This window comes from Serratia sp. 2880STDY5682894 (assembly GCF_001537385.1).
GTDB classification, from domain to species: Bacteria; Pseudomonadota; Gammaproteobacteria; order Enterobacterales; family Enterobacteriaceae; genus Serratia; species Serratia nevei.
Genome location: NZ_FCJA01000003.1, coordinates 175,113 through 189,404 on the forward strand (window position 1 = coordinate 175,113; position 14,292 = coordinate 189,404).

Here is a 14,292-nt window from a genome sequence, read left to right on the forward strand (position 1 = left end):
TGGTATTTAATCTGTTGGCGATGGGCATTGCCCTGATCTTGTTAAACCGGATCACTCGAAATAGTCAGAAAGCGGATCTTAAGTAGGCCGCCGGCGGGTGCTTTACTGTGGTCATCATGAGAGAGCGTAAGGAGCCACACTGATGTTTCAACCCGCCGCATTTTGCGAAGACGATCTGGATGCCCAACTGGCGCTGGTGCGCGCCCACCCGTTGGGGCTATTGGTCAGCCACGGCGAGCAGGGATTGACGGCCGATCCGCTGCCGTTTCTGGCCGATGTCGAACAGGGGCAGATCCGGCTGCGGGCGCACCTGTCGCGCGCCAACGAGCACTGGCGGCGGCTGCAGCAGGCGGCGGAATGCCTGGTGATTTTTCAGGGTTTGGAAGGTTATGTGTCGCCCGGCTGGTACCCAAGCAAGCGCCAGACCGGCAAAGTGGTGCCGACCTGGAATTACAGCGTGGTGCAACTGTATGGCGTGCCGACGGTGATGGACGACCCAGCCTGGCTGCGCCGCCAGCTGATCGACCTGACGGCGCAACAGGAAGGGCGCCGCCCGGCGCCCTGGCGGCTCGACGACGCGCCGGCCAACTACATCGCCGCGCAGCTTAAAGGCATCGTCGGTATCGAGATCGCCGTCACCCGGCGCGAAGGCAAATGGAAGATGAGCCAAAACCGCAGCGCCGACGATGCCGATGGGGTGATCGCCGGGCTGCGCGAAGGGGATGAAACGCAGCGGCGGCTGGCGGCGGAGGTTGAGCGGCGGCGCGGATAGGGTATGCTAACCGAAGAGTGAGCAAGGGGAACCTTCGGATGGATTACACCAAAATTATCAAAGAAATAGGCCGCGGCAAAAATCATGCGCGCGACCTGGACCGGCAGACCGCTTTTGAGCTGTATCAGGCGATGCTGGCCGGGGCGGTCCCCGAGCTGGAGCTGGGCGGCATTCTGATCGCGCTGCGCATCAAGGGTGAGGCCGAAGAGGAGATGCTGGGCTTCTACCAGGCGATGCAGCAGCAGGTGTTGCTGCTGCAGGCGCCGCAGGGGCGGCCATTGCCGGTGGTGCTGCCGAGCTACAACGGCGCGCGCAAGCAGGCCAACCTGACGCCGCTGCTGGCGCTGCTGCTCGCGAAAGTGGGCCTGCCGGTGGTGGTGCATGGCGTGCTGGACGACAGTACCCGCGTGACCAGCGCCGAGATTTTCCGCGCCCTGGGGCTGCCGTGGTCGGAACAGGCCGCTCACGCCCAGCAGCGTCTCGATAACGGCGAGGCGGTATTCATGCCGGTTTCCACGCTGTCGGCGCCGCTGGCGCGGCAGCTCGGGTTGCGTTGGCGCATGGGGGTGCGCAACAGCGCCCATACGCTGGCCAAGCTGGCGACGCCGTTCGGCGAACAGGATGCGCTGCGCCTCGCCAGCGTCTCACACCCGGAGTATGTCGGCCGGGTGGCGTCGTTTTTCCGCCAGATCGGCGCCCGCGGGCTGTTGATGCACGGCACCGAAGGCGAAGCCTACGCCAACCCGCTGCGCTGCCCGCAGATTCATTATATTGCCGGCGGCGAACAGCGCGTGTTGCTGGAGCGCACCTTGCAGGATGAAACGCCGACGTTGCCGGCGGCGAAAGACGCGGAAACCACCGCGCGCTGGACCGAGCGCTGCCTGGCGGGCGAGGTGGCGATCCCGCAGGCCATCCAGCGGCAGATCGCCTGTTGCCTGGTGGCCGTCGGCGAGAGCGAGACGCTGGAACAGGGGCTGCAGCGCCTGCATCAGGCCTGAGCGCGACTATACTGGGATATTTCCTCATCGGCTGAGAAGGACGGTTATGCAACAGGCTCTCGATTACTTCAATCAATTGAACCAGGATTACCTCGACGTACACCGCGCCAAAGAAGAGCTGTTCTGGCAAAACTACATGGGCACCGGCGGTGAAGACGTGTCGGCGCGCTTTTCCGCCGCGGAAAGCGCCTATAAGCGCTTTATCGCCGAACCGCGCCGGCTGGCGGAGATCCGCAATCTGCTGGCCGGATTGGAAACGCTGCCGCAGGAGGCGCAGCGCGATGCGCTGATCCACGGCCTGCAAGGCTGGCTGCGTTTCTTCGACTGTAACGCCATTGAAGATCCGCAGGCGCAGGCGCTGTTGGATCAGATCATCCACGCCGAATCCGATCTCTACTCGCGCCGCAAGGGCTATCAGGTCACGCACCTGAACGTCGACGGCCAGCGGGTGGCGGCCTCGCTCGGCGAGCTGTTGACCAACCAGGCGACCAACCCGAACGAAGACTACCGCCGCAGCTCGCAGCAGGCGCTGCGCGACCTGGAGCAATGGCTGCTGCATAACGGCCTGCCGGAGCTGATTGGCCTGCGCAACCGCTTTGCGCGCCAGATGGGCTATCGCAACTATTTCGACTACAAGGTGAACAAAACCGAGCGCATGACGCCGGAGCAGCTGTTCGCCATTCTGGATCGTTTCGAGCGGGAAACCCGCGAGGCCAACGCGCGCAGCCTGCAGCAGCTGGCGGCCGACAAGGGCAGCCAGGCGCTGGAGCCGTGGAACGTGCGCTTCGCCAGCGCCGGCGACGTCACCCGCCAACTGGATCCTTACTTCCCGTTTTCGCGTTCGCTGGAACGCTGGGTCGACAGCTTCAAACGCCTGCACATCGGCTTTGGCGGCGCCGAGATGAACCTCGATCTGCTGGTGCGCAAAGGCAAGTATGAGAACGGCTTTATGCACGGCCCGGTGCCGCCGTTTGTGCGCCAAGGGGAATGGGTGCCGGCGCGCATCAACTTCACCAGCCTGGCGCAGCCGGGGCAGGTGGGCAGCGGCGCTTACGGGCTCAACACCCTGTTCCACGAAGGCGGCCACGCGGCGCATTTCGCCAACATTCGCCAGAATGCGCCGTGCTTCTCGCAGGAGTTCCCGCCGACCTCGATGGCCTATGCCGAAACCCAGTCGATGTTCTGCGACAGCCTGCTGGACGACGCCGACTGGTTGAAACGCTATGCGAAAAACGCCGCCGGCGAAGCGGTGCCCGATGCGCTGATCGAAGCCGGCATCGCGGCGCGCCAGCCGATGCGCGCGTTCAACGAACGCCATATCCTGCTGGTGCCGTACTTCGAGTGGGCGCTGTATCAGTGGGATGATGAGCAGCGCACGCCGGAAGCCATCACCGCGCTGGCGCGCGAGGTCGAGCAAAAGATCCTCGGCATCAGCGGCAGCCCGCGCCCGACGCTGGCGATCCCGCATCTGCTGTCGCTGGAGTCCGCCTGCTCTTACCAGGGCTATCTGCTGGCGATGATGGCGGTGGAACAAACCCGCCAGTTCTTTCTGCAGCGCGACGGTTACCTGACGGACAACCCGGCCATTGGCCCGGATCTGGCGCAACACTACTGGTTGCCGGGCAACAGCGTCAGCCATGACGACACGCTGCGCAGCCTGACCGGCGAAGGGTTCAACCCGGACTCTCTGGCGCAGGCCTGTAACCAGACGGTGGCGCAGGCGTGGCGCGAGGCGCAGCAGACGATGGCCGCCGCCGCCGCGCGCCCGCAGCCGCCGGCGGATTTCGATTTGGAGGCGCACATTCGGGTGGTGGACGGCGAGACGGTATTGGCGGACAACGCCGACGGTGACGAACGGATGTGCCGCGACTTCGCCGCGGCGATAGAGGCACGTTTGGTTTAAGGCTGACAATAAAATCCACGCGGCAGCGTGGATTTTATTTAATGGTTAAAACCGGGCGTTATTTTATTCGAAATAGACGTCGGGATTATCAGCCAGGGACACGAAGCTCTTGGTGTTTCTGTCCAGCGTACTAATTTCGCCGCTTTCGATGTCGTACACCCAGCCGTGCAGGCGCAGCCCGCTGTTGCGCAGACCCACCGCCACAGAAGGGTGGGTTTTGATATTATTTAGCTGGGCGATAACGTTCTCTTCCACCATAGCGTTAACTTTGTCTGTTTCGCTATTCCAGGTTTTCTTCTCGACCACCGCTTTGGCCGCATCCGCGTAGTGCAGCCAGTGGGCAACGGCAGGCATGGGATCGAGGCATTGGCAGGACGCGATAGCCTTCATGGCGCCACAGTTCGAGTGGCCACAAATCACGATATCAGTCACGCCCAGCGCCACCACCGCGTATTCGATAGTCGCAGAAACCCCACCCGGCTCCGGGCCAAAGGAAGGGACGATGTTACCGGCGTTGCGGATAACGAACAGTTGCCCAGGCTCTTGCTGCGTCACCAGCTCGGGCACCAGGCGGCTGTCAGAACAGGAGATAAACAGCGCTTTAGGATTTTGGCTGGAGGCCAGGCTGCGAAAGAGTTCCTTACGCTGCGGGAAAATCTCTTTCTGGAAACTGAGGAAACCTTCAATAATATGTTGCATACAACGCTCTCTGCATCTGTAGTCTGCGTAACATGATAATCATCCTCTCCCGTTAGTCCAGCAATGGGGTGGTAAAAAAATGTGTGCTCATCCCCCCTGCAAACCCCATTAAATACGGGGTTTCTACCCGTTTTCGGCAGCATTGTCCGGTTCGTTTACGCGTGGAGTGCTGAAGAAGCGGACGGTTAGAAACCAGTTACCCTACTCATTCAAATAATAAATATATTTTATTTAGTCCATCATAAATAAAAATTTGTTCCGCAATAACGAGGAGAGACCATCAATTTTTCCGGGAGAATTATCCCAAACTATCAGGGCATTCCCGTACAAGGTGGCTATTTATGCTAGGGTATTCTTTCACTTGTCAATGGAGCTGACGATATGATTACGGCTAAAGGAATGGCGCGAAAGCTCACCGTGGGTGAGATAGGAGTTGCCCAGATCATTTTTAAGAATGCTATCGATTACTCGAGGGTGAGTGTGCATAACGCGGGTTATTTCCCTTTTGGTTTGCAAAATGACAATACGGCCGTTACACCGAACGGTGAAATTTATTTCACTCCAAAGAATTTTCGTGAAGATTATTCAAGAGAGAGCGCGGGTTTTCAACATTGGTTTATCCATGAAATGGCGCATGTTTGGCAGTATCAAATGAAGATGAATGTGTTGCTCAGAGGCACCATGAGCTGGGCGGCAACTTATGAATACTCTCTTCCCAACTATAACACTCTCGCTGATTACGGAATGGAGCAGCAGGCCTCCATCCTTGCCGACTACTTTTTACTTATTCGTTTTAGTCGAGAAGAGTGGCGTCGTAACAAACGGATGGCTGGCTTGGAAGGGCCAGATCTTAAAACTCGCTATGAAACCGTGTTACGGTTGTTCATCCAAGAGCCGCGTAACCCTAAGGCAATGAAATGAAAAAACTGACTTTTTTAGTGGCGTTGGTATTACTGAGCGGCTGTGTGCAGGAGCGTCCCTGGTTCTATCCGGCAAATGTCAGCGTTAAAAACAATCGCGTATGCATTAGCGTGCCGGACGATATTGCCGGAAAACGCGAGCTGGTGGGCATCGGAATTTATCAACCGGGGGTCGGCGGGAAGGCGGAATGGTCCACTTCTGTTGCGCCAGGTCAGCAACCGATAGCGGTCATGCCAGGCGAATGCTTGGCGGTGGCTTTCGACGGGTTCCAGATTGGGCATAGCTATTCGGTTGAGATTGCGACGGTCGGCAATGCGTCAAATGAGGCGCCGCGCAAATATTGGACTGAATTTACATTGGTTGCTGACAAAGCAGACGGTAAGAAACTCGCTGTTGTACCCATTCAGCGCTAATGCACTTGAACATAAAAAAAGCCCGCCGGGGTGATAGCCGGCGGGCTTTTTGACGTCTGGGGCGGTGATTATTTGTAGATAACCGCGGTGGCGTGCATCAGGTTGTTACCGCTGGTGGAGGTGATGGTGAAGGCCTTGGCGCCTGCCGCATCGGCTTTGGCGGCCAGTTGAGACTTCAGGCTGCTCAGGTCGGTCGCGCCGCTGGCGACGATCACGCCGGCTTTTTCGAATTGGGCGGCATCCTGGGCGCTGACGTGCTCAGCGGCGAAAGTGGTGAAAGAAACGGTGGCCAGGGCGATAGCAGCAGCAAAAGTTTTGATGGTTTTCATGTTCGTCATTCCTGTCAAAGTTAATTAGGGAGAAAGGGGGGGTTGCCTTTCGATGGGAAGATTATTGCGCAGTGACAGGCGGGATGAAATCGGAGAGTGTTGATGGTTTTGTTCAGATTTTTTGATTGTTTATTCCCCCGTTCATCTTCTGCCTAAACGGGGGGAGACGATCAGCGCGTCGGGCGCGCCAGATCGAAACGGTGCTGTTCGGAAATGCCATAGTAGGCGGTCGGGCCGCCGGCGCGCAGGATAGGTTCGGCGGCGGCGGTCTGGTAGACGCCGTGTTCGTCCAGCAGCGCCGGATCGAGGTGCACCGCCACCACCTCGCCCAATACCAGCCAGGTTTCCACCTGTTCACCGGCGGCGGTTTGCAGCTGAATGCACTGGGTCAGGCGGCATTCGAAGTTCACCGGGCTTTCGGCCACGCGCTCGGCTTTGACCCTGCGCCCGGGCAGCGGCGTGACGCCGGCGAAGGCGAATTCATCCTCGCCGCGCGGCAGGTTGATGGCGCTGTTGTTCATCGCTTCCGCCAGCGGGCGCGTCGCCAGATTCCAAACGAACTCGCCGGTTTCCACGATATTCGCCACGCTGTCTTTCCAGCCGGTGCTGGCGAAACCGATGATGGGCGGGCGATAGTTGAAGCAGTTGAAAAAGCTGTAGGGCGCCAGATTGCGCAAGCCGGCGGCGCTGCGGGAAGAGATCCAGCCGATGGGGCGCGGGCCGACGATGGCGTTCAGCGGATCGTGCGGCAGGCCGTGGCCGGCGGCGGGTTCATAATAATAACGAGATTCACGGCTCATGGGGGACCCTGTGGCAATCGATGAAGCTTTCATTGTGCCGGGTTTCCCGCCGCTGCGCCATTGCGGGCCGGATGTGTTATCTTACGCGTCGGAAATACCTTCAAGAGAGCCCGTCACGGTGGAAAAAAAGAAAACCTTCCCGCAGCAGAAAAGCGGCCTGCATCCGCGCAACCGTCATCGTTCGCGCTACGACTTCCCGGCGCTGATCGCCAGCTGCCCGGCGCTGGCGCCGTTCGTGAAGCCGAACGCCTGGGGCGATGTCTCGGTGGACTTCGCCGATCCGGCGGCGGTGAAAATGCTCAACCGTGCGTTGTTGCAACACTTTTACGGCATTGAACACTGGGATATTCCGGCGGACTACCTGTGCCCGCCGATCCCCGGCCGCGCCGATTATCTGCACCACCTGGCGGATCTGCTGGCGACCAGCAACGGCGGTGAGATCCCGCGCGGCAAGGGTGTGGCGATCCTCGACGTCGGCGTCGGCGCCAACTGCATCTACCCGATCGTCGGCCTGCGCGAATACGGCTGGCGTTTCACCGGGTCTGAAATCGATCCGGTGTCGCTCAACTCGGCCAAGATGATCGTCGAGATGAACCCGACGCTGCGTAACAGCGTGCGTCTGCGGCTGCAAAAACAGCCTGAGCTGATTTTTAGCGGCATCATCGGCGCGGCCGAGAAATTCGACGCCACCCTGTGCAACCCGCCGTTCCATGCGTCCGAGCAGGAAGCGCGCGCCAGCACCCGCCGCAAGCTGCACAAATTGGGCAAAGGGGAAGTGGCCGCCAAGCCGGTGCAAAACTTCGGCGGCAAGAACAACGAGCTGTGGTGCGAAGGCGGCGAAGAGGCCTTCGTGCGCAAGATGGTGGAAGAGAGCGTCGGCAAGGCCAATAACTGCCTGTGGTTCACTTCGCTCATCTCGAAAAACACCACGCTGCCGGCCATTTATCATGCGCTGAAGGTGGCGGGCGCGGCCGAGGTGCGCACCATCGAGATGGCGCAAGGGCAGAAGATCAGCCGCTTCGTCGCCTGGACCTTCCACGACGCCGAGCAACAGGCCGCCTGGGCAGCCGAACGCTGGCGCTAACCCTTCCGGCGCCGGTTATCCTGCCGGCGCCGACAAAAATCCGCATTTTACCTTTCAATTTTCATCACTTACGTTATTCTCAATACGGGTTTAATAATAAAAATCTTAGGCTGTTGGTTTATTTAAATTCTAATAATTACTTTACTGAATAAATAAATTTAATCCGGTTAATAGCAATAACCAGAAGGAACGGCGCTGCCCGTTCCTTCCGCGATGGCACGTCTGCGTGTGGGCGCGGCATGTGGCCAGGCAAAAATAAGAAAAGCGCCATCTTCTGCCACAAGGACTACACCTTATGCTGTTACGATTCAGTCAGTTAACTACCCACAAAGGCGCCGAGCTGAGCGCGATAGAACACGCCGTTCCGATGATCGTCTTCTCGCCCGACGGCACGGTATTGCGCGCCAACGATCTTTTCCTCAGCACGCTGGGATTTCAACGCGATGATGTGATTGGCCGGCATCACCGTATTTTCTGCGATCCGAACTATGTCGCCAGCCCGTTATATCGCAAGCATTGGGAGACGCTGAATAAGGGGCAACCCATCACGGACACCATAAAGCGCATCTCGAAAAACGGCGAGGCGGTATGGCTGCAGGGCACCTACGCGCCGGTGCTGAATAAACAGGGTAAGGTGGTGGAAATCGTCAAGATCGCCAGCGAGGTGACCGAGCGAGTGACTCAGGCGCAGGAACACCGCAGCCTGCTGGCGGCGCTGAATCGATCGATGGCGATGATCGCTTTCACGCCGCAGGGCACCATTGTCAGCGCCAACGACAATATGCTGGCGCTGATGGGCTATCGGCTGGAAGAGGCGTGCGGGCAGTCGCATGCGGTGCTGTGCCCGCCGGCGTTCGCCGCTTCCGACGATTATCGGCGGCATTGGCAGCGCCTGGCGCGCGGCGAGTTCATCACCGGGCGTTTTGAGCGTCTCAACCGGCGCGGCGAACGGGTATGGCTGGAGGCCAGTTACAACCCGATCCTCGACAACGAAGGCCAGGTGGTGAAAGTGGTGAAGATTGCCCAGGACATCACCCGGCTGATGCAACAGCAGCAGCACGAAGAAGAGATGGTGCGTAACGCGCATCATCTGTCGCTCGATACCGATCGGCAGGCGGCGCAGGGCGCGATCATCGTGCAGCAGGCGGTGAAAGGCATGCAGCAGGTCGAAGCGGCGGCGCGCGAAACCTCGGACGTGGTCACCGAGCTCGGTAAGTGTTCTCAGCAGATCGGCACCATCGTCGAAGCCATTCGTAAAATCGCCTCCCAAACCAACCTGCTGGCGATTAACGCCTCGATCGAAGCCGCCCATGCCGGTGAGCACGGGCGCGGTTTTGCGGTGGTCGCCAACGAAGTGCGCACGCTGGCGGAACAGTCGCGTAAGGCGGCGACCGAGATCGAACGCATGACCAAGTCTATCCAGCAAGGCGTGGCGGCGGCGATTGCCGGCATGGCAACTTGCGTAGAGCAGGCCGGCGGCGGTGTGGCGCTGACCCACGATGCCGGGGAAGTGATCAACCAGGTCAACATCGGCATGCACGACGTCGTGAAACTGATGCAGGCGTTTACGTCGGTGAAGCAGGGCGACGCGCTGCACTGAGTTTTCACCACGCCGCCCGCCGAAAACAGGGGCGGCGTTTTTATCTTCCCGCCGATTCACACGCCGTTGAGCCGTGGTTCAATTTTACCGGCCTATGCTATCCTTAAATGTGAACGAACGCTCGTTCATTAATGTTTATTCGATGGCGCCAGGCGCCCCCCTTCACCGTTTCGGGAGTTGCCGATGGGAAACCGAGAAAAGATTGTCGAGGCCGCGCTGCACAGCTTTACCCATAAGGGATTTCACCAGACCAGCATGCGGGATATCGCGCAGACGGCGGGCGTCAGCGTCGGCAACCTCTATAACCACTTTACCGGCAAGGAGGCGTTGATCGGCGAGATTGCGCTGCTGGAAAACGGCGTATTCACCGAGTTTGCCGCCGGATTGTGGGCCGAGAGAAAGCGGCCGAAGCAGGCGCTGTCGGCCTTTTTTACCGCCTATCACGCTTTTGTCGCTGAGCCGGCCAATGTGCAGCTGTCGGCGGAGATCGTGGCGGAGGTGGCGCGCAACCCGGCGTTGGCCGAGCCGTTCGGCGCCAACCAGCGGCAGCTGATTGAGGCGCTGGCGACGGTTATCGCCGAGGCTCAGCAAACCGGTGAGATTGCACCGGCGATAGCGCCGTTACCGCTTGCGCAGCTGGTGTTGGACGTGATCGAAAGTCAGGCCTGGCGGCAGGCGATCTTTGCGTCGTCCGCGCCGGAGGAGACCACGCCGGTGCGGCTGTTGGAACAGCTGCTCTACCGGCATCCCTAGTCGAGGTGGATATGCTGCACATTGAGCCGTACCACGATGCTGACCGCCTGCAAACGGCGGCGCTGATCTACGCCGCGTTCTGCGACAAGTTTCAGCGCGCGCGCCGTCTGAGCCCCCGCCTTCAGTGGCGTCTGTTCTATCGGCTGTGGCGTTGGAAGCAAGGCGGCAGCCGGGAGCACAGCTTCGTGGTGAAGCAGGATGAACAGGTGGTGGCGGCCTTTGCCCTCAATGCGGCCTTTGCCCTCAATGCGGCCGCTGGCGAGAACAACGCCGGGTGGCGTCCGCGCACTTTGCCGATTTGGCGGCTGTGCCGCCGCTATGGTTGGCTGAACGTTTGGCGCATGTATCTGCAAATGGCGGTGTTGCGGCACACCCCGGCGGCCGATGAACTGTATCTCTCTTACTTGGCGGTGGCCGAGAATCAGCGCGGCAAAGGGGTGGGCAAGCGGCTGCTGCAGTGGATGAACGACTACGCTGCCGGGCAGGGTTCGGGGCGGCGCCTGAGCCTGCACGTCAGCCGGCGCAACGTGGATGCGCTGCGCCTGTATCGGCGCTGTGGTTTTCAGGTGCGGTGTGAAGAGCATTACGCTTCGTTGGGATGGCTGTTCGGTCAGGCCGATTGGGTGTTGATGGAGAGACGCTGCGGGGAGGCGACGTGCGCAAAATAGGACTGTGCAGCGTGGTGCTGTTTCTGCTGGCGCTCGGGTGGGTCATTTTCGTCAACGACTTTCGCTTCGTCACCGAACCGGTCACGGTGATCGCCGGCGGCAACCGGCTGACCGGCACGCTGGTGTTGCCGCAGCATGCGCCGGTCAAGCCCGGCGTGGTGGTGTTCGTGCACGGCGATGGGCCGGCTAACGCCAGCCGCGACGAAGGCTATTTCGGCATTTGGGAGGCGATGGCGCAGCAGGGCTACGCGGTTTTATCCTTCGATAAGCCGGGCGTTGGCGGCTCGGGCGGCAACTGGCTGCATCAGACCATGGCGGATCGCGCGCGGGAAACCGCCGATATCATCGACTGGGCCCGGCGAGACGGGCGCTTCGATGCGCGCTGCGTGGGGCTATGGGGCACCAGCCAGGCGGGGTGGGTGATGCCGGAGGTGGCGCGTTTACGCCCCGACATCGCCTTCACGCTGGCGCTGGCGCCGGCGATCAACTGGCTGCGGCAGGGGCGCTATAACACCCGGGCGGCGATGGCGGCCGCGGGGGATGATGAAGCACAAATCCAGGCGCGCGAGGCGCATTGGCGCCACATTCAGACGCTGCTCGAACAACCGGACGGCTACGCGCAGTACCGCCGCGAGTATGGCGCCGCCGCCGCATTGAGCGCCGACCGCTGGCGCTTTATCCGCGCCAACATGGCCAGCGACGCGACGGCGGGGTTGCGGAATTTCAACACGCCGGTGCACCTGATCCTGGGCGGGCGCGACGTCAACGTGGACGCGGACGAAACCGAGCGCGTGTATCGGCAAACGATCCCGGCCTCGCTGCTGACGGTAACGCGCATCGACGAAGCCGACCACGTGATGATCAAACCGCTGTTCGCCCGCCATCCGTGGCTGATCAACGTGGTGGGCCTGTTTGCGCCGCGCTCGGTGCAATACGACGCCTACCGACAGGACGTGGCGGCCTTCCTGGCCGCTCAGCCCTGCGGGCGCGGGCGCTAACCGCCGGGAGCCGCGGGCGGTGCCTGTTCTTCGTGCGGCTGCGGCGCGCGGGAGATCTGCATCGCCTGCTGAGGCATGCCGATGCCGGCCCGATCGAAATGGATTTTCACCAGCCGATCGAGGGCGTATTGCACCACCCACTGTTTCAGCGCCTGCGTGCGCACCGTCACGCGGGTGGTGAACGAGCGGTCGCCCAGCGCCACCACGCCGTTGAAGACCGGCTCGCCAATCAGGAAATGCTTCACCTGCTCATCCTGCTTCAGCGCCGCGACGGCCTGATGCAGCACCTCATTGACCCGATCGATATCCTCGTCGCGGCTGACGGTGTAGTTGGCGCGATACACCCCGAACTCACGCGCATAGTTGGCCAGCGTAGTGATCGAGGAGTACGGCACGATGTGGTAGACGCCGTAGTCGTCGCGCAGGCCAATCGAGCGAATGGTCATGCGCTCCACGGTGCCGGTGATGCCGCTGACGGTGACGTATTCGCCGGTGTTCATGCCGTTTTCGAACTGGATGAATACGCCGGTAATCACGTCTTTCACCAGCGTCTGGGCGCCGAAGCTGATAGCCAGCCCCAGCGCGCCGGCGCCCGCCAGCAGCGGCGCGATGTTCAGCCCGACCTGCGACAGCACGATCATCACGGTAATGGTGCTGATAACGATAGCCAGCACGTTGCGAAACAGCGTCAGCAGCGTGCGTTCGCGCGCGCTCGGCCGCACGCCGTTGCTGAGCTCCAACGCCAGGCGGTGCTCGATGATGCTGGCCATCAGCGTCCAGCTGAACACGGCGATCAGCAGGATCAGCAGGATATGCACCAGCCCGCCGAGCGTCCGCTGGCCATTTTCGCTGCCTGCCCACTGGTACAGATTAATCAGGTGCCAGGCGTCAAGCAGGAACAGCGTCACCGCCAGCACCACCATCACCCGCAGTATCTTCAACCCGTTGGGAATATAGGAGTTGATGCGCCGCTCAAGCATCGGATAGCGCAGATTGACGTCGGTCGGCAGCGAAATGCGGCGGAAAATCCAGCGGGTCAGCATGCCGGACAGCAGAGCGCCGACGCCGACCACCAGCAGGCTTTTCACCGTGGCGCTCATCATAAAGCGCAGGCTGTTGCCGATGTCGAACTGGGACAGCACGAACAACACCAGAAAATAGGCGATCGCCAGCAGGTGCCAGATATGCCCCAGGCCGCGCAGGATCACGCTGAAAAACGCCATCGACCGTTCGGCCAGCAGGTTGATCTGTTGCTGTATCGGCTTGCGGTTGTGCAGGATCAGCCAGATGGCATACAGCGTCAGCGCCAGCATGACCACCAGGTTGACGGCGGCGGCGGCCGGGTAGCTGATCTGCACCGCCACCACCGGGACCACCACCATCAGGCCGTAGCCGATCAGCCCGCTGAGCCAGGCGAGGCGCGTGTTCCAGTAGCGCGCGCTCGGGTCGCTGAAGGGGAAGGGGCGCAGGTAGTCGAAGTTGGGGGCGAAAATCAGCCGCAGCACCGCCTTGAAGAACTCAATCACCGCGAAGGCGCTGAGAAACAGGGTCTGCAACCGCAGAATGGTGGCGCTGTCGGCGTGGACGTGGCGGGCGAACAGGTTGCCCGCCGCCAGCGCCAGCAGCAGCACCAGCAGATCGACGGCGAAAGCGCCGAGAATGGCGGCGGGGCGTTTATACCACGGGCCACGCTGCAGCCGGGCGTTGTGCCCCCAACTGCCCATGCGCTTGTACAGCGGCGCGATCAGCCGCCGGATCAGGTGGAACAGCGCAAAGGTGACCGCCACCGTCAGCAGAAAGTAGCCCAGCGCGCGGAAAAAGCCGGCGGGATTGAAAACGCGCTTCGGGCCGGAATCGATCAGCTTTTGCAGCGCGCCGAGCTTCTGGTTAAAGGTGCCGATGCCTTCCTGCGCCAGCGAGTTCAGGCTGTCGCTCAGCGTCGCCGGCGTTGATTCCACCGGCGTTGCCGGGGCGGTGGCGTGGGGGTCGCTGGCGGCCTGTTTCAGGTGGTTGATGAGTTCCGCGCGCGCTTTGTCGTCCTGCAGCAGATCGGCCAGCGCGGCGTAGGCGGCTTTCTGCTGCTCGCTCTTGTCGGCGGGCGCGGGCGGCGCGTTTTGCGCCAGGGCCGGTGGTGCGAAGACGTTCAGGGTCAGCAACAGCAGCAGGAAAAGCAGGTGTTCTCGCAGATGAGAACCTCGTCGGGAGTCTGCGTTTGGCGGCATTGTTCCTCTCTTTGGCGTTCTGTGATCGGCGGATGTAAAAGCAATACGATGAAAAACAATCAATATAGTAGGAAAGATGGCGCGCTGGGGCGTGGGAGAGCGTGCGGAATGAAAGCGGCGGGCGCGTGGCGC

14 protein-coding genes are annotated in these 14,292 nt (G+C 61.0%); 10 read left to right on the forward strand and 4 right to left on the reverse strand.

The window, feature by feature from the left end; translation table 11 throughout:
• Nucleotides 1–142 precede the first annotated feature (142 nt).
• The 3 genes from AWX27_RS09135 to AWX27_RS09145 are packed head-to-tail and all read left to right on the forward strand — an operon-like array spanning nucleotide 143 to nucleotide 3,673.
• Entirely contained in the window at nucleotides 143–772 is a 630-nt protein-coding gene (locus AWX27_RS09135; protein ID WP_060421232.1) for an FMN-binding negative transcriptional regulator, read from the forward strand.
• 38 nt (nucleotides 773–810) lie between these two features.
• A complete protein-coding gene (gene ybiB / locus AWX27_RS09140) occupies nucleotides 811–1,770 on the forward strand; it encodes a DNA-binding protein YbiB (RefSeq protein ID WP_060421235.1) in 960 nt (319 codons plus the stop codon).
• A gap of 46 nt (nucleotides 1,771–1,816) precedes the next feature.
• A complete protein-coding gene (locus tag AWX27_RS09145) occupies nucleotides 1,817–3,673 on the forward strand; it encodes a M3 family metallopeptidase (RefSeq protein WP_060421238.1) in 1,857 nt (618 codons plus the stop codon).
• A gap of 63 nt (nucleotides 3,674–3,736) precedes the next feature.
• On the opposite strand, the gene AWX27_RS09150 is transcribed toward AWX27_RS09145, so the two are convergent.
• Nucleotides 3,737–4,372, reverse strand: a complete 636-nt coding sequence (locus AWX27_RS09150; RefSeq protein ID WP_060421241.1) for a carbonic anhydrase — start codon at nucleotides 4,370–4,372, stop codon at nucleotides 3,737–3,739.
• Nucleotides 4,373–4,753: 381 nt separating this feature from the next.
• Here AWX27_RS09150 and AWX27_RS09155 point away from each other — a divergent pair, with 381 nt between their 5' ends.
• Nucleotides 4,754–5,293 carry a hypothetical protein gene (locus AWX27_RS09155; RefSeq protein WP_047728227.1) on the forward strand — a complete coding sequence of 180 codons (540 nt, stop codon included), beginning with the start codon at nucleotides 4,754–4,756 and terminating at the stop codon, nucleotides 5,291–5,293.
• Nucleotides 5,290–5,706 carry a putative T6SS immunity periplasmic lipoprotein gene (locus tag AWX27_RS09160; RefSeq protein ID WP_060421244.1) on the forward strand — a complete coding sequence of 139 codons (417 nt, stop codon included), beginning with the start codon at nucleotides 5,290–5,292 and terminating at the stop codon, nucleotides 5,704–5,706. Before AWX27_RS09155 ends, AWX27_RS09160 begins: the two co-directional genes overlap by 4 nt.
• 68 nt (nucleotides 5,707–5,774) lie before the next feature.
• On the opposite strand, the gene AWX27_RS09165 is transcribed toward AWX27_RS09160, so the two are convergent.
• Together AWX27_RS09165 and AWX27_RS09170 are read right to left on the reverse strand one after the other, a co-directional pair.
• Nucleotides 5,775–6,035, reverse strand: coding sequence for a multiple stress resistance protein BhsA (locus tag AWX27_RS09165; protein ID WP_015377148.1), 261 nt, complete (start codon nucleotides 6,033–6,035; stop codon nucleotides 5,775–5,777).
• 170 nt (nucleotides 6,036–6,205) lie between these two features.
• Nucleotides 6,206–6,835, reverse strand: coding sequence for a flavin reductase family protein (locus AWX27_RS09170; RefSeq protein ID WP_049200915.1), 630 nt, complete (start codon nucleotides 6,833–6,835; stop codon nucleotides 6,206–6,208).
• Between the two features lie 118 nt (nucleotides 6,836–6,953).
• Here AWX27_RS09170 and rlmF point away from each other — a divergent pair, with 118 nt between their 5' ends.
• The 5 genes from rlmF to AWX27_RS09195 all read left to right on the forward strand — a co-directional run bounded on the left by rlmF (nucleotide 6,954) and on the right by AWX27_RS09195 (nucleotide 11,938).
• On the forward strand, nucleotides 6,954–7,919 hold the full coding sequence (gene rlmF, locus AWX27_RS09175) for a 23S rRNA (adenine(1618)-N(6))-methyltransferase RlmF (protein WP_169318174.1): 966 nt from the start codon (nucleotides 6,954–6,956) through the stop codon (nucleotides 7,917–7,919).
• Nucleotides 7,920–8,214: 295 nt separating this feature from the next.
• A complete protein-coding gene (locus AWX27_RS09180; RefSeq protein ID WP_060421247.1) occupies nucleotides 8,215–9,519 on the forward strand; it encodes a methyl-accepting chemotaxis protein in 1,305 nt (434 codons plus the stop codon).
• Between the two features lie 183 nt (nucleotides 9,520–9,702).
• Nucleotides 9,703–10,272: a TetR/AcrR family transcriptional regulator gene (locus tag AWX27_RS09185; RefSeq protein ID WP_060421250.1), complete on the forward strand. Its 570-nt coding sequence runs from the start codon at nucleotides 9,703–9,705 to the stop codon at nucleotides 10,270–10,272.
• An 11-nt stretch (nucleotides 10,273–10,283) separates the two neighbouring features.
• Complete coding sequence (locus AWX27_RS09190; protein WP_060421253.1) at nucleotides 10,284–10,940, forward strand: GNAT family N-acetyltransferase; 657 nt, start codon at nucleotides 10,284–10,286, stop codon at nucleotides 10,938–10,940.
• Nucleotides 10,928–11,938: an alpha/beta hydrolase family protein gene (locus AWX27_RS09195; protein WP_060421257.1), complete on the forward strand. Its 1,011-nt coding sequence runs from the start codon at nucleotides 10,928–10,930 to the stop codon at nucleotides 11,936–11,938. Before AWX27_RS09190 ends, AWX27_RS09195 begins: the two co-directional genes overlap by 13 nt.
• Here the strand turns inward: AWX27_RS09195 and ybiO are convergent.
• On the reverse strand, nucleotides 11,935–14,160 hold the full coding sequence (gene ybiO / locus AWX27_RS09200; RefSeq protein WP_060421260.1) for a mechanosensitive channel protein: 2,226 nt from the start codon (nucleotides 14,158–14,160) through the stop codon (nucleotides 11,935–11,937). The two genes, AWX27_RS09195 and ybiO, sit on opposite strands and share 4 nt — an antisense overlap.
• Between the last annotated feature and the right edge of the window lie 132 nt (nucleotides 14,161–14,292).